Origin of the sequence: Shewanella sp. P1-14-1 (assembly GCF_001401775.1) — a bacterium.
GTDB classification, from domain to species: Bacteria; Pseudomonadota; Gammaproteobacteria; order Enterobacterales; family Shewanellaceae; genus Shewanella; species Shewanella japonica.
This window is the reverse complement of record NZ_LKTL01000010.1, coordinates 73,875-97,784: the sequence shown is the minus strand read 5'-3', so window position 1 is coordinate 97,784 and position 23,910 is coordinate 73,875. Positions and strand designations below refer to the sequence as shown.

The window sequence follows — 23,910 nt, the reverse complement described above, 5'->3', positions numbered from 1 at the left end:
GGCTCTAATACAACAAAGATAGGGCAATTATAATGTTGAAGTGATCGATTTGACTAATTTTTCCTGCAGTTCAGCTTGCTCCAATTCAGTTAACTGTGCGCCATGTTGATTAGATAATGCAAATACATTATCCGCACGTTCGCCCACAGTACTAATTGCTGCTGAATGAATGTTGAGATCGAGTGCTCTAAAGGCACTGGCAATTTGTCCCATAAATTCATGGGTTTCTAATGCCAGTACATGCACTAGTGTGCGGTCGGCCTTCTTAGAATGAATAAACTCAATCGTGGGTTTATTATCAAAGTTTTTGGTATGGCGAGAAGGTCGAGTTTTAGGCGGTGACATATTGTCATCGAGTACCTGACGTAATTTTTTAATGACTTGTTTACGGCGTTGGGCACTAAAAATAGGTTTGCCATCAAAATCGAGCACTTTAAATGCTTCAACAACATATCCGTCTTTGGTTTTAGATATTTGAGCTTGGTTAACGGAAATTTTTAGTGTCGACAGTGTGTTAAATAATGAAATAAATAATCCAGGTCTGTCTTTGGTGTAAACAAACACATCACTACAGCCTTTAACGCTACTGTCATCAAGTATGATGAGTGAGTGATCATCAGGATGATTTTCTTGTTCGTGGCTTAGAATACCTAGACTGTATTTAGCGATTTCACTTGGAATTGCATTACTAAAGAATGATAACGGTAACCGTTTCCACAAGGTATTTATTTCAGTAAGTTGAGCTTCACTAGGACTAATAATGCCTAAAGCATCTTGTTTGTGCTCTCTGACTAGGGTTCTTAATTGCAACACATTTTCTAAGCCATTTCTGAGCGCTTTTCGCGTTGCAAAATACAGGTCGGTAAGTAAGCTTGCTTTCCAGTCATTCCATAAATCGTCATTGGTTGCTTGGATATCTGCAACTGTGAGGCAATATAGTGCATCAAGTTTTGTAATACTACCAACTGATTTTGCAAAGGTTTTAACCACTTCTGGGTCGTGTATATCCATTCGTTGAGACGTAATAGACATTAATAAATGTTGCTCAACTAACCAGCTGATTAATTGCTGTTGTGAGGTTTTTAACCCGTGAAACTTTGCGAATAGTTTGGCATCTACTGCGCCAAGCTCACTATGATCACCGCCACGACCTTTTGCTAAGTCATGGAATAACGCTGCAAATAATATGGATTCTTTCGCTTGAAAACGTTCAAAAATATCAGCAGCCAGTTTTTGATCTGCTGGCACTTCATCTTGAGTTAAGCCATATATTTTTTTCAGTAGCTTATGAGTATGCTCATCTACTGTATATGCATGGAATAAATCAAACTGCATTTGACCTACGACTTCACGCCATTGAGGTAAGTAGGAGGCTAAAATACCGTGCTGATGCATTAAGGTTATTGCCAGACCCATTCCATGAGGGTGCTTAAATAAGCTAACAAATAACTCTCGGCAAACCTGATAATCTTGCAAGTCACCCATTAATCTTCGTCGCACTTGGCGCAATAGTCGTAATGTTTCTGGGGTGATACCTGTTACTTGCTCGTGATAAATGGCAATAAAGGTAAACATCGACATGATTTGGGTACGATCAATAAAAACGTCTTGGTTTTGAGCGTGAATTTGCCCATTATAAATTTGGAAGTTTTCATTTATCTCAATTATCACAGGTGTTTTTTGTGGCACAATTTCACGTTCGAAATAAGCCATTAACATTAGATTTAGCTCACGAATACGTTTCATGGCTCTAAATAATTGGCGCATCATTTTTTCAATGGCGATATTACCGCTATCGCCAAAACCTTGCAGACGTGCAACTTCAGCTTGGTGCTGGAGTAATAATCGATTTTCAGAGCGGTTAGAGGCTTGATGCAAAGCAAAACGGACACGCCAGATGAAGTTTTGACACTCCATAAACTCAGCGTATTCATCGTCAGTTAAAAATTTAAGTCGGCGTAGATCTTTTAAACCATCAATAGAGAAATGCTTACGAGCAATCCAGGTAATGGTTTGAATATCCCTCATGCCACCGGGACTGTTTTTTAAATTGGGCTCAATATTAAATGCGGTACCTTGCGCCTTATTGTGTCGCACTTTTTGTTCATCATATTTAGCATCAAAAAATGCTTCACTTGACCAAATTGTTTCGCCATAAAGCTTACTCAGAACTTGGTGTTGGTGATTCTCGTGGCCACAGATATGTCTAATTTCTAGCAGTGTTGTCGCAATAGTGACATCTTCTGCGCAGGCTTTAAAAGTATCATCAAGTCGTCTTACTGCATGGCCCAAATCTAACCCTAAATCCCATAATTGAGTTAAAAAATGGCTTAAGGAGTTTGCGTCATGTGCTGATAAGTCACTGTCATGGATAATGCAAATATCAATATCAGAAAAAGGGTGAAGTGTTTTACGCCCATAACCACCCACTGCATTTAAGGAAATGGTGCTGGTTTCAAACGGGGTAGCTTGCCAAAGGTGATTTAGTAAAATGTCGAAAAACTGCGCTCGATGCTGCAGTATTTCTGCGATAGAACAACTATTTATTTGTTGTTCTAACCAGGTATCAAACTCAGTAATGGATTGTTTTAGGTCTACAATGCTCATTTCTGGCTGTAAAATCGGATAAGCTGGTTGCAAAGACATGTTACTCCTTTATTGTTTTGCCTTTAAACAGGGTATTCGATTTGGTTTGTTAACTCAAACGAAGTAACTAAATGAATCGGAATAAGTTAATTCTTTTAATTAGTTAATTGAGAATAAATTATAAAATGCGAAGTAAGCGAAGTCGGTTAGATCAATTTTTTGCTCAAAAGCTGCAAATTTCTAAGAAAGCTGTCAGGTTGTTATTACTTGATAATCGCATTGAAGTGGATGGTGAAATTTGTAAGTCAGTCGATTTACAAATTGATGAATTTACTCATATACGCTTTGATGGTGAGTGGTTACAACATCATACACGGCAATACTATATGTTAAATAAGCCTGATGGTGTCGTCAGCGCAACTAAAGACCGTATCCATCCCACTGCTTTGTCATTACTTGACAATATCGATCTGGATTTGATGCATATTGCAGGTCGCCTAGATTTACATTCGACTGGATTACTATTAATTACCAACGATAGCCGTTGGTCTGAAATGCTGATGGCACCTGATACTAAGGTTAATAAGCAATACTTGGTGACGTTAGCAAATCCACTCGATGAAAGTTATATTGCTGGTTTTTTACAGGGGATGCATTTTGGATATGAAGATATAGTCACCAAGCCAGCAAAATTAGAAATTCTATCGACTTTTCAAGCTAGGGTGACTTTACAAGAAGGTAAGTATCATCAAATAAAGCGTATGTTTGGGCGCTTTAGAAATCCTGTTTTGGCATTACATCGTGAGTCGATAGGTAGTATCAAATTAGATACTCAACTCGAATGTGGAAAATTTCGTCATTTAACTGAGGAAGAGATTTTAATGAAATAATTTAGATAGATATGAGCAGATTCAAGATTAATAAGTCTGCACTGGATCAATATACTTTGTAAATATTAGTGCTAATGTTTTGGCTGGATGAAATTTAAACAGGCAATAACATGGATATAAAAGCACTAAAAAAAATTAGCGAACTTGATGTATTCAGTTTATTGGTTTTCAAAATTATCTATGAAACGGGGTTTGCCAATCTTGCTGCAAAAGAGCTTGGCGTTTCAGCGCCTAAAATTAGTCGCTGCCTCACAGCACTTAGGCTGACCTTTGACGACGAGTTGTTTTATCGTCGCCAGCAAGGTTTAAAACCTACCGCGTTAGCTGAGCACCTTTATCAACCCATCTGTGAATTTTGTGAATCTGCCTCAAATATAGAAAGAATTGTTTGTGCAGGGAATAAAACCAATTCTTCTAAAGTCCTCAATATTGCTGTCACTCCTATCATTATTAATTCGCTGGCTTTGTCTTTAGGCCGTGAAGAGGTGATGGATAAATTGGGTAAAGTGAGGCTTCATTTATGGAACGAATACTCAGAAGAGAAAATTCATCAAGGTGATATCGACCTCGGGATTAATTTTGGCGGGGCATGTGTGACTGAATTAGAGTCTCAAGTTATTGGTATTTCTACTTCTACTTCTATTGCTGCTCGGCGAAATCACCCTATTTGGAACAGCGGTTATATTGATTTAGAAGAAATTAGCAACTATCCGTTTTTGATTCTTGAAGGAAAGGGGTTTAATGACAAATTAGATCCGTTTGAAATCTATTGTCGTCAATCGGGTATCGAACCCCCAAGCATCAGTCGGGTGACTTCAGTTTCAGAGTGGTTTTGTCATCTATTGACGATGAGAAGCTTCAGTTTTATGTCGACTGCTGAATCCAAAGTGTTGGGTAGCTTAGACGATTTACGTGTAGAAAAGCTCCCCGCTTTTGAAAGACAAAAATTGGTGGGTAAATGTTTATCCCCTGAGTACAACATTATTGAACGTTCATCGCCTTATAGACGTTACTGTGAAAATAGCAGAGAAATTATATTGGACTCAGTGAAGTATTTGATCAGTTTGTAACGCATAGCTTCTCGAAATAAACGCCTAAAATGAAGCCGAAAGGCTTCTTTTTTATCCTTCAAATTAAGTCTGGTTTTTGAGTTTGTTTACCGTGTTTAAATAAGTTTATTCCTACTCAGACGATAGTACCTATTACCCATCATTTTGTTACTTTGTTTTCTTCCCAGTTTTGCTGATTATAAAATTGTAAATATCATAAATTGAACTCAAACTATCAAATAAAAGCAATAAGTTATGTGAGTTTTACATAGCGAAATTGCTAAGCTCGAATTGTGCAATTTTTAGCTCAGAATCTTTAAATTTCAATCACAATTACCACACAAGTTTAATACATATTACAGGCTGTCTTTTATATTGGAATCACTGCCACGGCAGAATCAAATACCTAAAATAAAGGGATACGATAATGAGAACTTATAAGAGAACAATACTCGCAACAGCGTTGATGGCTGTTATCGGGTTAGTGGGATGCAGTGATGGTGAAGATGGCCAAGATGGGGCTCCGGGTGAGCCAGGGGCACCAGGTGAACCGGGTACACCTGCGGGTAATGTTGTTTCTACAGTAGAATCTGCAGCAGACTTTATATTAACGGTTGCACCAGAAGATATCGTTGTAGTGGGGAGCGAAGAATTTTCTGTTAAATTTACTGCCACAGGTAAAAATTCAGCAGGTGAATCTTTACCTTTTACTGGTTTAGATCAAGTGGCTATTTATGTGGCTAACCAAACGGAAAATATGACTGATACCGGTGCACCTCTTGTTTGGGAAAGTAATGGTTTAGCAAATGATTTTAGCTACAGCATGTATTGTACGCCTACGGGTAAAGCAGATTCATGGGGAACAGAGGTAGATGCCTGTACTCTGGTTGAAGATGAAGCCAACCCTGGTACATATACTGGGACTTGGGAGCATGATGGTAATGCGCCTATTGTCTTAGAAAATGGGGATGCTAATAGTCTTCATCGTGTCATGGTTCGAACTTATAATATTGTCGATAGTTCTGGCACATCGGTTTCAGATAAACTGCTTTCTACCCCAATTGACTTTATTCCTGCGACTAATGAAATCGCAATTTCAGAGAAAGACTCCGTTTCAAATGCGGCATGTATTAAGTGTCACGGCCAGTTAGATGGTTATGAAGATACTGATTCACGTATCGCTGATCTTAGCGCACACCATAATTATCAAAAAGTAGAAAACTGTGTGTCTTGTCATAACCCTTCTTATCCAGTGACGGATGAAGAAGCGGAAGCCTTAGGTTATAACCTTAACTTTAATGCCATGATCCACACCATTCACGCTGGTCATCATATTGATAATCTAGAAGGTGCAGCTAAAGAGATGTTCTCTGAAATTGCCTTCCCTGCAGAGTTGAATGAATGTACAACCTGTCACGACAACGGTACTCAGTGGAATGACAATGTTTATGCAGAAGCCTGTGTGTCTTGCCATACCAATGTTGATTTTGAAACTGGTGAAGGTCACTTAGGAATTGTGCCTGAAAGTGACGCTTCATGTTCAGGTTGTCATGGTGCGGGCAGTTTAAGCCCTATGCAAGCTCATGGTGTTGGCGGCAGAGATGAGTTAGCTGATAAGTTTATTATTGATATTCAATCAGTAGAAGTAGAAGCTTCAGCAACTGCTGGGATGTCTACATTAGTCGTTACGTCAGAAGTGAGCATGAACGGCTCCTTACTTGATGCTGCAACCTATGCGTCAATCACGGATTATATGACTAATGCTGGCCGTGGTTTATTAATCGGCACGTTAGATGCAGATACAGGCGCTGTGTCACATGGCTACGGTGCCGATGGTGGATTTAAAATGGACTTCGTTGGTGGCGTGATGAGTTCTGATGGCGTAGTCGTTAACGAAGCTGAATTTGCGACTGATTTATTAGTGGGTCCAATTTACGCAACGGCTGAAGTGCAATTATGCGGCTCAGGAAGTGAAATTGTCGAGTGTACCCAAGATGATGATGGCAATATTGTTGAAATGGGCGTGGCGAATCTGGCTGAGACTAAGTACTTTAACCTAACGCCTGATGCAGATATTGTTGAGATGCGTATCGCTGATGCAGATCGTACTTCAATTAGTGAAGCTAAGTGTAATGATTGTCATGGTAACTTAACGCATATAAAAAGCACTCACGGTGTCACTGAGTTCACACAATGTGCTTATTGTCATAGCGAAAACTTAGGTGGTTCTCCTACTTATCACCCTACAGTATCGTATAAAACTGACGAAGTAGATGCTGATGGCAATGCAATATGGGATGTCGTTGAAGGTTTATCTTTTGCTAACCGAGACCTCGTTACTGTTGCTCATAGATTCCATGCTGGCTACTGGGATGGCGAACCAGCTGTATACCGTGATGCTGAAGGCAATCTTAATGGGTACTCTGCAATGTTAAATAATTGTCAGGCTTGTCATAAAGAAGATAGCACCGTATTTGCTGCAGATGGTGGATTAACATCAGGTAAACGCTCTGTCGAAACTGATGCTGGTTTCATCTCGCCAATCTCTGAAGCTTGTCGTAGTTGTCACGTGAGTGCCTCTGCATTAGCTCACTTCAAGAGTAATGGCGCTTATGTACAGGATGAACCTGGTTCAGTGGTTGATTTACCGATTGAGTCTTGTTCAACGTGTCATGCCGAAGGTAAAACCTATGGTGTTGACGTGATGCATAGTGGAACAAGTCATTAAAGATTTTTCGGTTTATTAGTATGCTAAAAAGGTTACGATAACTTTTTGTGATTAGCATAATGATTAAAGGAGCCTTAGGGCTCCTTTTTATGTTTTATTGCTTAGAAAAGGGTTAACAATGCAATCGCGAATTCAAATAGTTCAGAGTGAAGAGTTTAACGTGTAGCATCATGAAGTATGACCTTGAATTTTTACACTACTTTAATAACACTTGCCCAATAAAAAAGCTGACATCATAGTCAGCTTTTTACTATTTACATGCAGAGTTTGGTATTAGCTTTGTTGTAATTTGTACAACCATTTACCGTAAAGGAAAATACCTACTGCTGAAATAGTGCCGATGGCAGCGATGATATACCACGCCATACCAATGTTATGGGTGTTATACAGCAAGGTTGTGAGTTCTTGAGCAGGTTCACCTGTGAAAGTCACTAATGTACTAAAGGCTTCACCTTGCGGAATAGCGCCAATTGTAGCAGCATCCATGCCTCGCTCAGCAAGGAGTTGTAGTGAGAATACTTCTTTTGATGCGTACATTTCATATAACTTAGGGCCAAAGTAGCCTTCAAGAGTCCAGCCAATCCCTTGCGGTAACATCACAAAACCTAAGTACATCGCTTTTTTGCCTTCAGGGGCAATATTACCCATGAACTCGTTTTTCTTCGGGCTAATCATCATTTCACCGAAAGAGAACATAGCAATGGCTAGTACAATCATCCATGCCGCATTAGTTGCACCTATAAATACAAATGCGAGGATACTCAGCAAACAACCACCTAGCATTGCTGTGGTTATACGGTATTTAGCAGTAAGCGCTGCCACCAAAAAACAACTGGTCATAATCATACCGGCATTGAGGTTAAGCATGCCTTCTGGCATGACCTTAGTGCCTGTGTTATCTAGGCCTAACCAGAATTGGAAAAAGCCATTAGATGTGCCGTCGGGGCCAAATAGCGAGGTCACAATCACACTGGTATCGACCCATTCTGCAATATGAATAGGCAATACATCAAATAAGGCATTGAACAAGAACCAGAAACCAGCAAACACTAGCATGTAGTAAATCACCACTGGTTTTTTAAGCTCGTTTAAGGCATCACGCCATAGCGCTTCTTGTTTAATTTCACCAGATTTAATTTTACGATTTCGCTCAAGGCGTTCTTCTTTTCCTGGCTCTTTATAAGCTAATAGAAATAAAAAGTTTAACGAGATAATGGCAGCACAGGCATAAAACACATTATCCCAAGATAATTGGCGCATATGCACAGCAACTAGCGGACCTAAGAATCCACCAATATTAACAACTTGGTAGAATATACCCCAAGCCATTGAGGTGTTTTGTCTGCCAGTGGATAGCACTAAGGTACCTTGAATACCCGGTTTAAAAATACCTGTACCCGCCGCCAGCAAAATGGCACCAAAGAGGAAACCATAAAAGCTTGGGAAGAAAGCCATGACAAGATAGCCAGCGATTTTAATTATCGTGGAGGCAAAAATGGTTTCTTTGTAACCAACGCGATCTGATATGCCGCCCGTAAAGACAGGTATGAAGGTTTGCATGAAGGCCCAAATTGCGATGATCACACCATAATCGCTAAGGCTAATACCTAAGCCACCTTCAGAGGTGGGGGCTTTTGCATAAAGACCAGCACTGGCCTTTACACCGTAGTATGCGATACGTTCAACCAGCTCCATGCCGCCGACGATCCAAAAAATATAACTCAGGCTGGCAATCGATGCCCACATCCCAAGTTGTTTTACTTCACTGAGGTCGTTACCTGAGTGTGAATTTTCACTCATATCTCACCTTTTATTATGATTATTATTAACATTAAGCTGGCAGACACTTTACCTAATTTGAAACAAAATACAAAAGAACTGTGATAAAAATTGCGCTTTATATTGAATGTTAAATCTTTGAGGGGCAGATTGGCGTCATGCGAGGGTTACACAATTGAAATATGGACTGATTATTGCGCAGGTTGCTGCTTTTTTAATTATGGATAACCGTTCTTCAAATTATTTTTTAACCACTTAGGCATGATTTGTTATGAAGTAAAAAAAGCGGTAACAGCCAATCCATGGCTAATGAAGCGGCAACTGGGTGTTAGAAATACCATCTAGTGGCTAATTGCCACTGCTGCTCTAGCATCTCTTTGGGTAAACCTTGTTCAACTCTGGCATCACGAGTCGCGTCTATACGGTTATATTCAGCTTGGATAAACCAGCTTTTTTGTAAACGATATTGATACGACAAGGTGAGGGCATTGCCTTGTTCATTATTGTTATCGTCGAACGTGGCATCATTGTCTGATACCTCAAAATCTTCTGCTCGAATAGTCAGGCGATGTTTATCCCAACGTTTAGTTAATAAAACAAAGGCGGCTTGATAGTCATTATTAACCACATCTACAGCTTCTGGTGACTGCATCAACGTGCTGCCATACATGATTTGGCTGATGAGTTCGATTTGGTAGGGTAAACGCCATTTGACACCAGCATGAGTAAACTTTGTCAGCCAAGCATATTGGCCATTCTTAAAGACGAGAGTATTGGCATTGTTATCATAATAACCTAATGACACTTCGCCATTTCCTTTAAATCGCCATTGACCATGTACGTGATAACCAAAACGATCATCTAGTTCGATAAAAGGATCTGATTCATCGGCCTGATCATCTAAACTGCCTCCTGCTAAGCTGGGAATATTACTTAATGGCAAGGATTCATGGAGTAAGGTTTGACGGGAGCTGAGTGTCCAACCATGCCAAGCGAGCATGGCGCCAGCGGTATCATTATATTGGAATAAAGCTGCAGATAAGGCTAAGTCATGTTTTGAGTTATGGAATTTTCCTAAGCGCTCAAGGGTGAGTTCTGCACCAAGATGGCGAAACTCCTCACCTAACCAGCTGTTTATCGCCGAATAGCTTAATGTATAAGGGGACGACCAAGCTGTGGCGATATTTTCCAGAGAAATATCAGGGTACATTAAGCCTAATCGACCTTTTAACCTAAGGCCATTTTGCCAGGGCAAACTGCGATAATTTAAAAATGCTTCGGTAATACCAATATCATTACGGGTATTATCAAGATAACCATTGGCTGTCACATGCGCTGAAAATGCGTTTTCCCAATCCACTTTATAGGTCAGGCCAACTTGGGAAAGTGATAATTGAGTGCCATCATCAAAGCGAAATTTTCCTAAGCCACCATCGACATAAGATTCAGTGCCATCTGTGTAACTGGCTCTTACATCAATCAGGCCTGAAAAGTGATGTTCTGCAGCAGTGGCAGAATGGCAAGCTAAACATAAAATACAAATCCATTTTCCTGTTCTTTTCCAATATTTCATCCGCGTACCTTATTGATTTATTTATAACGGATTAGTGACGTGTTAACGGTAATTTGATTGTGATAACCATTGGGTTAACTTTTCGGCATCAACGGGTTTTGACAAGTAAAAGCCTTGGCCCATTTCACAGCCTCGCTGGGTTAACCATTTGAGAGAACCTTCATCTTCAATGCCTTCAGCCACCACTTTTAAACCTAGGTTATGGGCAAGCTGCAAGGTTGAACTGACAATAATTTTATCGTCTTCGCTGCTCATCAAGTTTTGCACAAATGACTTATCAATTTTTAGCTCATCCACGGGAAGTTGTTTTAGCTGGGCTAAAGAGGAGTAGCCAGTACCGTAATCATCAATTGATAGCTTAAGCCCATGCTGTTTGAGCTCTGTAAGTTGCTTGATGGCATGTTCAGGATCGGCAACAACGGCATCCTCGGTGATCTCCAGTGTTAATGCTTCGATAGGCACTTTCTTATCTTTAATCATTTGCAAAATATGCTGGCAAAATTGATCATCCTTTAAATTCTCAGCTGAAATATTGATTGCTATGGAGAGCTCAACTCCTTGTTGTTGCCATAGTAGGTATTGGTCTAGCGCTTGATTGATTACCCAGTTCGTTAGAGCATTCATTTGTCCCATTTTTTCAGCGATAGGAATAAAGCTATCTGGCGGGATCATGCCTCTTATCGGATGTTGCCAACGAACCAATGCCTCTACATGGGTTACTTTATTGAGCTTGAGGTTCAGCTTAGGTTGGTAAAATAACACTAGCTCATCTTGCTCAATTGCCGGTTTTAGGTCGTTGACTAATTGCAGTCTGTCTACGGTATTAACATCAATTTGCTGGTGGTAAATCTGTAAATGCTGACGATGTTTCTTTGCATACTGTAAGGCGGTGTCGGCTTGGCGTAATAGTGTTTCGAGATCACTTGGGTAATAAACAAAACTGATGCCGATAGTGGTTTGTAAATGCAACGAAATGTCTTGATAGCAGTAATTGGCTTCAACAGTTTGTTGGACATGATTTATTAATGCGGTAAGTGATTTTTGCTCTGTGTGCTCAATAGCAAGGACAAATTCATCGCCGTTAATACGGCAGACGAGATCTATTTCATCAAAGCTTGCTAATCGACGGCCAACTTCTGTGATCACCATATCGCCAACAACATGACCTAAGGTACCGTTGATTTCAGTCATACGACGAATATTAATCAGGCATATTGCTAATGGAGATTTGCTTTCGAACCAACTCGAGGTGATGCGGATTAACTCGTTTTTATTACCTAGATTGGTCAGTGGGTCATGGTAGGCTTGAAAGGCTATTTTGTTTTCACGGCTTAATATGGCTTGTTGCATGGCAGTGATTTCTTCAGCGAGTTCTTTCATCTCTGCACTGTTGCCAACTTCTACCTTTGAATTGTAATTACCTTTTGCAATAAATCGAGCTTGTTTTATCAATAATGTAAGTGGCTTAGTGACACCTCGAGCAATAATGTAGGCCACAAATAGTGACATCGGCAACATTAATAAAATCAATAATAATTGTTGAAACCAATGATCTTGTGCTGATTCAAGCGCAGCATTGCGACTCAAATACATAAAGGCATGTAGTTGAACATTGTCTTGGCTATCACGCTTAACCTCACCTAAATCTGATTGCCATAAAATGTATTCATCATTGGTTTGATTGTGTTCAATAAAGTCACTGATGACTTGATGGTCTTCGTGGGTGAATCTGGTATTGGAGAGGCTAATTAATTGGTTACTTTTTTCAGATGTGAGCAAAAATCCAGTGTTCAAGCCGGTTTGCTCCGATAACGAATGCGTTAACTCGTCGCCAATGATAAAGCCAAAGCCCACCCAGCCAATAATGTTTGCTGCGCCACTGGTTAATGGTGAAAACCTTAACTGATAAACATGCTCGCCAAGAGGGTATATGGGGCTATTGGTTTCAAATTCTGTTGTAAGCGGGAATCTAAATGGTTGACCTTGTTCTGGTCCAACATTAACTTTGCCTTTGTTAGGTCCTTTTGCTGTCGTTAACAGTTCGCCAATCACATTCCCTTTATGATCAACTGCAATAGCTAAGTCTGCATTGATGCGTTTTCGATGATTATTTAATGCCACCAAAAAACTGCGGCTGTCGCCATCAATAAAAATATCTTTAAGGCCAAAGTCTTTTGCAGCCGTTTCGGCAAAAGCGGATAAATAGTAATTTCGGTTGTCATATTCTGACTTAAATACCAACTCAGCTACTGACAGTTGGTTTTCTAACTGCTGTTTTTCTAAACGTTTATTCGAATAGTAATTAATGGCAAAAGAAATAGCTTGAACAGCTATTAATAACACCATGAAAAAGGTGAATATTCGAGTTTGAATACTATTGAACGTATTTCGCATTAATATCCATCCAGAAAGTCAAAGTCATCCAAACTTTGTTGAGTTGGGATGTCGTCCATTGATGCAGTTATTTGTATGGTTAATGCCTCTGCTAAAGGCGTTGTTATCGTCTGGCTAAATTGATTGTTATCTGCCCGTAATTGCGGGTGCCAGACAACGAGTTGATATTCAGAATCAGGTAGCTCATCGAATGTGACGTTACCATTTGAATCAGTCACGCCGTAATAAGGAGTATCGACCACCAACACATGTCCGCTCATCCAGTCATGGATGTTACACCCCATTGAAATGTGGCCTGATTGATCAAATAACATATCTTGTTGAGTGCTGTCTTTGCGTAGTTTAAACGAAAAGCGTTTGGGGCCTGATGCCGAATAAATGTGGTGAGTAATATCATCATCATTAACAAATTTGAGTTGGTAACCTTGTTGAATAACCGTGATATATGGGCTGAACTGTTTATTTTCTTGATGTATTTCAATTGGAGGCTGAGTTGATTCAGGGGCTATCTTTTTTACTGAAGAAGGAGAGGTAGCAGTGAGATATACCACCATATTTGCCATAGGAGTATGGTTACTGTTAACGAGACTAAATTGTTGACTCATGACGGGCCAACTTAGGGTAGCGCAGCACAAGATGCCCGCCGTTATCAAGGACTTTACTGCTATGACTGTGTTCACTCTGACCTCTAGTATCACGTTGGTTGATTAATTAACCTGTTGATAAAAGTGTTGCCTTTTATTAAGCACACTATGACTGAGTATAATAAGAACGAAGTTAAGCTTATAATATTTCACAAAATAAAGATATTTTCATAACAAAAAAATGGAATCAAAAACATGTTTTGATTCCATTTTTATTGTTCAAGCTAAAGTGGTGCTTAGTGTGTCGCTTTAAGCTGTCCTAATGAATTGCTTAAGCCAAGGCATGATTAACCACAGCACTTTTTGTATTTTTTGCCACTGCCACAGCTGCAAGGATCGTTGCGGTTAATTTTTGCTTCGGCTGTTACTGCGGTAGGCTTATTGATAATGCCCTCTAGCTCAATAATATTTTCAGGGGTATTTTCATCAACAGTCATGTTCGCAAACAGGTTTTTGTCATCTAGTATTTGCTGTACTTGCGCAGCTCTTTCTGCGGTTTGAACTGACAAGGTTAGTGGCTTAACTTTAGTGCCAAGCTTAGCCTGACGTTTAGTATTGTAACCACTTTCGCCATAGGCAGGTTTAGGCGTTTGACGGCCTTTGAAGAAAAATTTGTCTGACATAATCGTACCTGCCCATCTTATAAATATGAAAAATTGAATCTTTATATTGATTGACTTTTATAACGTGCAAGCTTGTTGGCTTTGATGTTTGCAAACAAAGTGCTTGGTTAAGAAAGTTGAAAAATATTCTAGAGGCGATGCTTATACAGGAAATCAGAGCAATTGACTAGAAACACTTGCCAATATGCGAGTATTGTTTAGCACTTACAATAAAGACCTGTGAAAGAAAGAGCTATTGCGTTGTTTTGTCGGTTAGTGATAATTCACTTCAATGGTGTATGACAATTGCTGTTGCCCAACATTTTCATCGTTAAGCACATCCACTTTACCACCGACATTGATAATTGTTGCTGTTTCAGATAAAGCAAATGATTGCTGCTGATTGCCATTGGGCAGAATAGGGGTAAATAATACGTTGGACGTGGAAGTTGGGTAAACCCTCACGTTAATAGAAGACTCGCCATTACCTTGAATTTTAAATTGACCGAGTTGATTATCGGAAGTGAGGCAGCCGTTACCCTGACGGTTAAATTGATCTAACTGGCAATTAACGTTGGCTTGGTTGTATATCATTCCAAGATCCATTGGTCGAATTTGCTCAATAGACACAGGGGTCACTAAGTTAAAATGGGCTTGTGAAACGGCAACCACCAACATAAAGAGTGACATGCTTTATTTGTTTCCACATCAATAAATCCATAATTTATTCTAGTTGTTGCTGAATAAATGCGCACTTATTTATCTTGTTTTGGTTTAACGAGAAATGGTTTGTGTGGCGAGGGTCACATATTCACCTGGCTTCAGTTCGATTGGTGTGGCTTGGCGTTGTTTATTGATTTCAATTTGATAGCGACCGGGTACCAGTTGCTCAAAGATAAACACTCCATCGTACTCTACTCGGGCATGATATTGATTATCAGCGTCATCAATTAACGTCACCAGCACACCTTTTGCCGCAACCCCATCATCATAAAATATCTCGCCATCTAGCTCTGCAGTAAATAACACAGGAAATAGCACTTCGGCTACATTCCCTGGATGAGCGTTTACTAATAAAATGCTGTTTTGAGGCAGTAAAAATGGGTCAGGTAGTGATTGCTCATTTAGCACAAGGCGATGTGGCCTTGAAGTTTGTATGTGGGTAATTAATAACTGGCCGCGCTCATCCGTTGCGTTATCAGCTTGACTATGGCCTGAAAAACGTAGACCACTGAGTGGTAATTCATCTTCATCAAATAGGCCGTTGTTGTTGTCATCTTGAAAAGCGATAATTTTTACACTTCCAGTATTTAAATGGCTAACTCTGTCCAGTAACCAAGTGTTATCGGGTGCAATTAATAGCGCAGAACTACTCCACTTAAATTGTGCAAACCAATCACCTTCAGAGTCATTTTCTAATGTCAGCCTTAAGGTACTGGTATCTAAAAAATAAGATAAAGAGTTTCTCACCGTAACTTCTGCTAATGCCATTGGTTGGTAACGAACTTCAAACTGATAGTTACTTTGCTCGCTTAAAGACGTACTGGCATTAGACACTAACTGGGTGAGTTCTGTTGTGGGCAGCAGTGCAATATCAGCATAGCTACGTAAGTACCAGTCGGAGACTCGACCTGAAAGGGCTAATCGATTGGCCCAACGTTGTGTATCGGCGATGTTTTGCCAACTTAACTCGTTACTTAATGCTAGGTGCTGAAACTGGCCTGCTACAGTTGCTCCAAGGTAAATACTGTCTGTACCAAAGTTTTGTTCTTGCCATGAGCCATTGAGCCCCCAGCTCATATTCGTGTGGTCTAGGTTGCCATTCACATTAATATTGGCCAGTTGTTTTACTTGGTTATTTGGATTTTCCCATGATTCAAAGTCTTGGTAGTGTGCCCATTCTGCTTGCCAGTCAATTAGGCTATTACTCCCTTGGGCAATAATGTTAGCAGCTGTTCCAGTTTCATTTCCTGTGAGATTAAGTTGCCAGACGCTGTTGTCGGTTAACATACTGAAAGTCAAAGAAGGGTTGAACAGCCATTTGTTATCACTCACTTGTTGCTCAATTAAGGCAATACCAGCCGAGAAGTTATCAGATACCGCCCAGTTTGCACTCGCGTAAACTTGTTTTAAATCATCTTGCTCTCGTTGCATCACGCCAAAGTTCATTCCGAAGCTGTCGGCTTGCATTAAAGAAGGGTCGAGCAGTTTACTAAAGGACTCTGTTCGTGTTTCACCATTTGGCCCAAATAAACGTAATTGGTATTGGTTAGTTCCAATATAATAGGGCACTTGTTCAAAGCGATATTGTCCATTGTCACCAACACGTTGAACACTGATTAAACCGCCATTTCGGTATAATTCAACATCCCACCCTGGCTCTAACTCACCTTCAACGACAATGTATCTAATGTCATCTGAAAATGCGTCACCAGCATTAAGAATGAGACCTTCACCAGAGCTGGCGCCTGAAACCAACGCCAAGTTATGGGAGTCGATACTACCAAGTCGATAGTATTTAACCCAAGTGTCGGCCATTGCTTTTTCTATATAGGCGTTAAATGTTTCGCCGTATTCCGACCAAGAGTAACCAGCATAGGCACTATGTCCGAGTAAATCAGTCCTTACTTGGATAAAACCATCAACATTCGGTTGTTGGGTTTCTATTTGTTTACGTTGTGAGACGCCGACATCTGCATGTAACGCCAAATCGCCAATCGTGGCATACTCGCTAGTTACTTGACGCATTCTTTGTTGGTCATTGGCATTTTTTTGATGATTAAATTGCTGGTGGCGCTTTTGCCTCTCAAGCAGCTGACTAAGTGGAACTAAGGTATTTTCATTCACCGCAAGTAACTGACGAGCATGATCAAAGTGAATTTCTAATCCCAGTATTTGCTCTACCACCTCAATATCGACATAGATGTCCCAATCATCAAAATAGACGTCAGTTGGGTTTTGATTACAATCACTATTTTGCGCAGTAAATTGCATGAGTTGTTGGCTTATATCGACAGTGTTTTCCGTGGTCAAATACCAGCCGCTCACGCTTAATGGTTGCATGTTAACTTGTAACGGTAGCATCAAATTATCGGCTAAAAATTGTATTGGCAGGTAAAGAGTTGCTTTATCTTGATAGATAAAAATCTCATCGCTTAGCTGCTCAGAACCATAATTAAACTGCCCGACAAGAAATTGCTCTTCATTTGCAGCAGAACTTGTGTAACTTCGAGTCAGTCGTCGAGAACAATTCGCTAATGCTATTTCAGGATTATTTGCTGTTGAGGCTACAGTCACTGGCGAGGTAGCTTGAATGAGCTTTGACGCGTCAGATAGTGTCACTTGTTGGCTAGTTTTTTGACTAGACTGTTGACTAAATTCTTGATTAGTTGGCAGGTTGCTAAGGCCATTAATAGGGGCTGAGCCAATTGTTGGTGCTCTCTTGGAAGAGACTGTTTCAGGCTTAATGTTAACTTTTTTCTTGTTTTCAGAGTTCACTATAGCGGGTTTGACTAATGCTGAAGTAGAAGCTGAAGTTAATACTGTTGATGTAAGTGCTATTGGCTTTGATGTGATAGTTAACTCAGGTTCTGGCGTAGTTGTTATTGATTCTGACGCCATTGTCTTTGATTTGGTTTGAGGTTGAAATGAAGTGCTTTGCTGTAATGATGAGCCCGTTTTCGTTAACGAGTCATTGATGGTAGCTTCTTTGTCAGGGATTTCCCTTTCTTTATGTTGGGATTGGTTGTTTGAGGCGGCGAGATTGAGGTTGGCAATAAAATCAATTGAATCGGTTCTCCAGGGCGTTGATGATTCAAGCCCTGGATTGATTGTTTCTATGTATAGCAATAATAAACAAATACAAAAAGTATATTTTGCTATACGGTTGATATGCCGAAAAAGCATAATCTGCCGAGATAAAGTAGGTGTTTTTCAGTCACACTGTCCTTATAATTTGATCACGGATTCGATTGTTTTAGCCTCGAATAAAGTGTCATTTTCAACATATCTAATCAGTAGAGCCGTCCCAGGTTTTACTGCTTGGCTAAGTGTTATTGCAAATCGACGTTGATCGTTTTCAGTATAGATGGATGCATTTTTTAAACTGCCAACTAATTGATTAGATGCACTGTCATACACTTCAATATCACCGTAACTGCTACGTTGACCGCTGCGGGCGATATCAACAATTAGTTGTTGCTGATTATCTGGGCTTGCTAGCAATTCTCCGTTCACTGTTAATTCTGCGATTAAATCACCGACTCTCATGATCACCGGAATGGCAATACGTAAATAGGCTGTGACTGATAAGTTCATCGTGTCATTGGATTCAGTGGTGTCTGAAACTGTGGTCGGGGCTAAAGGGATTTGATGAAAAACGATGTAGCTTCGGTATTCACCAGCTTTGATGTCTTTTGGCGGGCGCACAGCAAGCCTTACTCTTGCGCCTTGCTCAGGGGATAGACTGACTCGTCGAGGAGAGTAACGGGTGAAACTGGTAAGTGAAGTAGGACTTGTTTTAGGCTCTAAAGTTAAAAATTCGTCATTGGAGAGTAACTGTTTGTCTTCAAGGTAAATTTCGTAGCGAGCGGTGTCGCTGCTTTTATTAACTAATGAAAAAACGGCGCTTTTGTTGCGCTGGTTGTCAAGTTCGACACGGGTTGGTGTCACGAGTAAGTTTGCACTCACACTAGGTATAAGACTTAACACCAAAGTGGTTATAAGTAGTAAGTTTTTCATATTGTTGCCCAGCTAAATTTTGATGCATTAAATGCAAATTTATTAATTATTATTGTTAGCTTACTTCGAGCTTATTTTAATTTTGTTTGTTAGTGGGGTGAATATAATCCCGCAACCACGTTGCGGGATTCATCAATGTTACTGGTGATGTAAGCAATATAGGTTAGGGTAAATTGCTTAAATCAGATAACAGGTTTAGTAAACCACTGAAAGAGTGTAAGACAGTGCGTGAGTCCCTTCAGTTGCTGAAGCTGCAACGATATCAAGTGTACCAGCAACATCAACGTCTAACGTATTACCAGAGACAGTACCCGTTGCACTAGCAAGAGTTGGGGTAAACGTAACGCCAGAAACAGACGTATCAGGACCAGATACTGAAAGGTTTACTGTTCCGTCAGCGGCAGCCACATTGAACACACCAGTACGTGCAGCATTACCACCAGCAACACATGCAGCTCCAGAAGTTGTATCTGAGTAATCAAGAGCACACTGGCCATCAGCAGCGATAGATACATCACCAAATTCCATTTGGGTCGTTTCAGATACAGTGATTGGGTAGATTAAGTTGAAGTTAGCAGTACCTGTTTCGTCTGCGGCACCCACTTGAGTAGAAAGAAATAGTGTAGAGGCGATAACAGATGATAATAGTATTTTTTTAGTCATTTTATTGTTCCCAGGTGTAATATTATAATTTTAATAGCCCATAATTTTTATGTGGATATTTGTCGCTTTTAAACAAGGACTTAATCAATGGGTAAAGTCAAAATAGCAGTATTGAAATAATTTGCAACACTTTGATTACAATTGTGTCTTGCATTTCTTTGTATAGCTAAGAGTTATAAGTTATTGCTAAAGTTTAATTTAAAATACTAGCTACAAAGTATTAGATTTCAAACTGGCGTTTAACTCTATGAAAATTAGAATAATATCGGCTATGAAAGATCTTATTTATTAGTTGAGTAGTTTAGTTGGTTTTTTGATGCTGTTGATATAACGGTATTTTTTGTTTGTTTTTTGGTCAGTCAACAAGGTTTCATCTAGACGATCTTTTGATTTAAAAATGTACAACATTGATCTTAGGCTGGGGATTTTACAGAATTCAACGAAAAATTGAGTAGACTGAACTCGTCAACATTGTCTGACTTTCTTAAATGAGTTTGTTGATTTTTTGTAACATTATTGAGATGATGCGAGAAAATATTGATAAGACTATTTGATACAAAATGTTTTTATAGACTTAATTTAGCTTTTATTTGCTTAAGGTTTATTAATTACATTTTTGTTTTTAAAGTACCTTAAAATCAATGATTAATAAAAATAATAATAAAATTGAGTGGTCAGCGGTATGCCAACTTGTATTGACTCTTCCAGATATCTCAAACTCATAAAGTTGACCTTGCTTGCTACGTTAAGTGTGCTGTGTTGTTCTTCAGCTTTCGCACAAATTGTTATTACAGAAATTCAGCCTATTAAATTTCCTACGGTGTTACAAAATAGCGGAACAAGTTCTACTGTGGTAGTGAACTGGAAAGGCGAGATTGGTAATTCAACCAATGCGACTTTGCTTGATGATGATTATTATCAAGGGCGCTATTTTATTACTTCTGATACTAGCGATCCCATAACGATTAATTTTATTAGTTTGAATAATGAGCCGCTAATCCAAATAAAAAACATTAAAATTCGCTATAAAAATACCACTTATAAAACGTTTCCTGCAATGGGGTTAGACAATCCTGGTGTCGATGGAGAGTACATCGAAATAGGCGCTAAGGTTGTGGCGAATAAAAAATCTAGCCAAGGGGCTAAATATCCGCAATATACCTTAAGCGTCAATGAGCAATAAGTTTCCCCATCTAGCATCTAAGATCGGCAGCCGTTCACAAACAGGGCTTTGACTGTGCAAGTCAATTTAGACATAGAAGAAATAGAAAAAGGCCATCAACTTTTGTTGATGGCCTTTTTCGTATTACTGAGGTTAACTTTCTAGTTTAGCCAGTTCAGCTTTTTGTTCGGTTAGCTTTTCAATATCTCGTTGGTATTCCGCTTGTTTAGCACGCTCTTTTTCAATCACGGCTGCAGGTGCTTTAGCGACAAACCCTTGATTCGATAACTTGCCTTCAATACGTTTGAACTCGCCAGCTGCTTTTTCAAGTAGCTTGTCGATACGAGCCACTTCTTTAGCAACATCAATTAATCCAGCCATTGGAATTAACAGCTCCATATCACCTACAAGCTGTGTTGTAGACATTGGCGCTGTTTCACCGTCGGCAAGAATAGTCATAGATTCAAGCTTAGCTAGGGTCTTGAAGAAGGTTTGGTTTGCTTCTAGACGTGCTTTGTCTTGTTCACTCACGCCGCGTAGTAGGGCGTTAAGTGGTTTAGAAGGAGCAATGTTAAGTTCTGCACGAATATTACGTACAGCTGTAATCACTTGCTTAACCCACTCAAGATCTTCCATCGCTTGAGAGTCTACTTTAGCGGCATCAAATTCAGGGAATTCAGCCAACATTAACGTCTCTCCCTCAACTCCTGCTAACGGTTTAATGCGCTGCCAGATAGTTTCGGTGAGATAAGGCATCATTGGGTGCATTAAACGCTGCATTTTTTCTAGTACAGTGACTAGAGTATGACGTGTACCACGAAGCTGTGCTTCGCTGCCGCTTTGCATTACAGGCTTCGTTAGCTCTAAGTACCAGTCACAGAACTGATTCCAAGTGAACTCATAAATAGTGTTAGCGGCTAAGTCAAAGCGGTAGTTTGCCATATGCTCATCATAAGCTTTTACCGTTTGATTGAACAAACCGATAATCCAGCGATCAGCAAGAGACAACTCCATCGCACCTGGCTTGCCATCAACGAGCAGTTGACCGCAATCTAACGCTTCACCGATAGCATCATCATCAGCGCCTTCAGCTTGTACTTCGGTGTTCATTAGTACGTAGCGTGAAGCATTCCAGATTTTGTTACAGAAACTTCGGTAACCGTCTAGGCGTTTCATGTCCCAGTTGATGTCACGTCCTGTTGAAGCCATTGACGCTAAAGTGAAACGTAGCGCATCAGTACCATGTGCTTCGATACCGTCAGCAAACTCTTTACGCGTGCTTTTTTCAATCTTAGCTGCAAGTTTAGGCTGCATCATGTTGCCAGTACGCTTAGTCACAAGTGACTCAAGGTCAATACCGTCAATCATGTCTAATGGGTCAAGTACGTTACCTTTAGACTTCGACATTTTGTTACCCGCTTCATCACGGATAAGACCTGTCACATACACAGTCTTGAACGGGACTTGTGGTTTGCCATTTTCATCTTTAATGAAATGCATGGTCATCATGATCATACGGGCAACCCAGAAGAAAATAATATCAAAGCCTGTAACCAACACATCTGTTGGGTGGAAAGCTTTTAATTCTTCGGTGTTTTTTGGCCAACCTAATGTTGAGAATGTCCATAACGCAGAGCTAAACCATGTGTCTAACACATCGTTATCTTGGCGTAAGACAATAGACTCATCTAAGTTATGCTTTGCACGAACTTCAGCTTCGTCACGACCTACATAGACTTTACCTGCTTCGTCGTACCAAGCTGGGATACGATGTCCCCACCAAAGTTGGCGAGAGATACACCAGTCTTGAATATCGCGCATCCAAGAGTTGTACATGTTCTCGTATTGTTGTGGTACGAACTTGATGTCGCCATTATCAACAGCTTCCATCGCAGTTTTAGCCATAGGTGCAACTGATACATACCATTGGTCGGTCAGTAATGGCTCGATTACCACACCTGAACGATCGCCATAAGGCACTTTCAATCCGTGAGGGTCGATTTTGCCCAGTAGACCTAAAGTCTCGAACTCTTCAACGATGGCTTTACGAGCGGCAAAACGCTCTAAACCTGCATAACGCTCTGGTAAGCTGTTATCTAATTCATTATTTGCTGTGCCGTCAGTATTAACCACTTCTGCTGCGCTACGAATGTCAGCATTGATGGTTAATATGTTGAACATTGGCAGGGCGTGACGCTTACCGACTTCATAATCGTTAAAGTCATGTGCAGGTGTGATTTTTACACAACCTGTACCAAATTCCATGTCGACATAATCGTCAGCTACGATAGGAATAAGACGGTTTACGATTGGCAATAAAATGAACTTACCAATCAGTGATTGATAACGTTCATCGTCAGGGTGAACTGCAACAGCACTATCACCTAACATGGTTTCAGGACGTGTAGTGGCGACTTCTAAATAGTCTTTACCATCAGCAGTTAATGCACCCTCAGCAAGCGGATAGCGGAAATGCCACATGCTGCCTTGCTTTTCTTTGTTTTCAACTTCAAGATCAGAAATTGCAGTGTGCAGTTTTGGATCCCAGTTTACTAAGCGTTTACCACGGTAAATCAACTCATCATCGTATAGACGTACAAACACTTCTTGTACGGCTTCAGACATGCCTTCATCCATGGTAAAACGTTCACGGTCCCAATCAACTGATGCGCCTAAACGACGTAGCTGTTTAGTAATAGTACCGCCAGATTCATTTTTCCAATCCCAAATGCGTTCAATAAAGTTATCGCGGCCTAAGTCGTGGCGGCCTAATCCTTCTTCTGCAAAGACTTTACGTTCAACCAGCATTTGAGTTGCAATACCCGCATGGTCAGTACCCACTTGCCAAAGGGTATTTTTACCCTTCATGCGTTGGTAACGAGTCAAGGTATCCATGATGGTATCTTGGAATGCATGACCCATGTGCAAACTACCCGTCACATTCGGTGGCGGGATCATGATGCAATAGTTACCTTTTGACTCATCGCCATGTGGTTTGAAGTAGCCTTGCTCTTCCCAGTTTTGGTAAAGAGATTGCTCAATTGACTGCGGATTATATGTTTTTTCCATGGGATTTTTGTTTTCTCAATCTAAATTAATA

Annotated in this window: 15 protein-coding genes; 4 read left to right on the top strand and 11 right to left on the bottom strand. The window is 40.2% G+C overall.

Annotated features, from left to right (window positions below; all coding sequences use genetic code 11):
* Positions 1 to 27: 27 nt before the first annotated feature.
* Positions 28 to 2,646 carry a [protein-PII] uridylyltransferase gene (gene glnD, locus AN944_RS09150; RefSeq protein WP_055024300.1) on the bottom strand — a complete coding sequence of 873 codons (2,619 nt, stop codon included), beginning with the start codon at positions 2,644 to 2,646 and terminating at the stop codon, positions 28 to 30.
* 125 nt (positions 2,647 to 2,771) lie between these two features.
* Between glnD and AN944_RS09145 the strand changes: the two genes are divergently transcribed.
* The 3 genes from AN944_RS09145 to AN944_RS09135 all read left to right on the top strand — a co-directional run bounded on the left by AN944_RS09145 (position 2,772) and on the right by AN944_RS09135 (position 7,253).
* Positions 2,772 to 3,476, top strand: coding sequence for a 16S rRNA pseudouridine(516) synthase (locus AN944_RS09145; protein ID WP_055024299.1), 705 nt, complete (start codon positions 2,772 to 2,774; stop codon positions 3,474 to 3,476).
* Between the two features lie 110 nt (positions 3,477 to 3,586).
* Positions 3,587 to 4,546, top strand: a complete 960-nt coding sequence (locus AN944_RS09140) for a LysR family transcriptional regulator (RefSeq protein WP_055024298.1) — start codon at positions 3,587 to 3,589, stop codon at positions 4,544 to 4,546.
* A 406-nt stretch (positions 4,547 to 4,952) separates the two neighbouring features.
* A complete protein-coding gene (locus AN944_RS09135) occupies positions 4,953 to 7,253 on the top strand; it encodes an OmcA/MtrC family decaheme c-type cytochrome (RefSeq protein ID WP_055024297.1) in 2,301 nt (766 codons plus the stop codon).
* Between the two features lie 273 nt (positions 7,254 to 7,526).
* Here the strand turns inward: AN944_RS09135 and AN944_RS09130 are convergent, their stop codons facing one another.
* The 9 genes from AN944_RS09130 to AN944_RS09090 form a co-directional block, all read right to left on the bottom strand.
* The gene (locus AN944_RS09130; RefSeq protein WP_055024296.1) at positions 7,527 to 9,053 is read right to left on the bottom strand and encodes an MFS transporter; all 1,527 of its coding nucleotides are present in this window, start codon (positions 9,051 to 9,053) and stop codon (positions 7,527 to 7,529) included.
* A gap of 307 nt (positions 9,054 to 9,360) precedes the next feature.
* A complete protein-coding gene (locus tag AN944_RS09125) occupies positions 9,361 to 10,605 on the bottom strand; it encodes a hypothetical protein (RefSeq protein ID WP_055024295.1) in 1,245 nt (414 codons plus the stop codon).
* A 42-nt stretch (positions 10,606 to 10,647) separates the two neighbouring features.
* Positions 10,648 to 12,999 carry an EAL domain-containing protein gene (locus AN944_RS09120; protein ID WP_055024294.1) on the bottom strand — a complete coding sequence of 784 codons (2,352 nt, stop codon included), beginning with the start codon at positions 12,997 to 12,999 and terminating at the stop codon, positions 10,648 to 10,650.
* Positions 12,999 to 13,604 (bottom strand): hypothetical protein, encoded by a 606-nt coding sequence (locus AN944_RS09115; RefSeq protein ID WP_119968870.1) that lies wholly within the window; start codon positions 13,602 to 13,604, stop codon positions 12,999 to 13,001. The genes AN944_RS09120 and AN944_RS09115 overlap by 1 nt, the downstream gene beginning before the upstream one ends.
* 326 nt (positions 13,605 to 13,930) lie before the next feature.
* Complete coding sequence (locus tag AN944_RS09110) at positions 13,931 to 14,266, bottom strand: PBPRA1643 family SWIM/SEC-C metal-binding motif protein (RefSeq protein WP_055024293.1); 336 nt, start codon at positions 14,264 to 14,266, stop codon at positions 13,931 to 13,933.
* A gap of 252 nt (positions 14,267 to 14,518) precedes the next feature.
* Positions 14,519 to 14,935 (bottom strand): hypothetical protein, encoded by a 417-nt coding sequence (locus AN944_RS09105; protein WP_055024292.1) that lies wholly within the window; start codon positions 14,933 to 14,935, stop codon positions 14,519 to 14,521.
* An 84-nt stretch (positions 14,936 to 15,019) separates the two neighbouring features.
* Entirely contained in the window at positions 15,020 to 18,151 is a 3,132-nt protein-coding gene (locus AN944_RS09100; RefSeq protein WP_055024291.1) for a carboxypeptidase-like regulatory domain-containing protein, read from the bottom strand.
* Positions 18,152 to 18,193: 42 nt separating this feature from the next.
* Positions 18,194 to 18,985 carry a hypothetical protein gene (locus AN944_RS09095; RefSeq protein ID WP_055024290.1) on the bottom strand — a complete coding sequence of 264 codons (792 nt, stop codon included), beginning with the start codon at positions 18,983 to 18,985 and terminating at the stop codon, positions 18,194 to 18,196.
* Between the two features lie 195 nt (positions 18,986 to 19,180).
* Complete coding sequence (locus AN944_RS09090) at positions 19,181 to 19,648, bottom strand: hypothetical protein (RefSeq protein ID WP_055024289.1); 468 nt, start codon at positions 19,646 to 19,648, stop codon at positions 19,181 to 19,183.
* 682 nt (positions 19,649 to 20,330) lie between these two features.
* On the opposite strand from AN944_RS09090, the gene AN944_RS09085 reads away from it, so the two are divergent.
* Positions 20,331 to 20,831 (top strand): hypothetical protein, encoded by a 501-nt coding sequence (locus AN944_RS09085; protein ID WP_144430167.1) that lies wholly within the window; start codon positions 20,331 to 20,333, stop codon positions 20,829 to 20,831.
* A 132-nt stretch (positions 20,832 to 20,963) separates the two neighbouring features.
* Here the strand turns inward: AN944_RS09085 and AN944_RS09080 are convergent, their stop codons facing one another.
* Positions 20,964 to 23,879 carry a valine--tRNA ligase gene (locus AN944_RS09080; protein WP_055024287.1) on the bottom strand — a complete coding sequence of 972 codons (2,916 nt, stop codon included), beginning with the start codon at positions 23,877 to 23,879 and terminating at the stop codon, positions 20,964 to 20,966.
* Between the last annotated feature and the right edge of the window lie 31 nt (positions 23,880 to 23,910).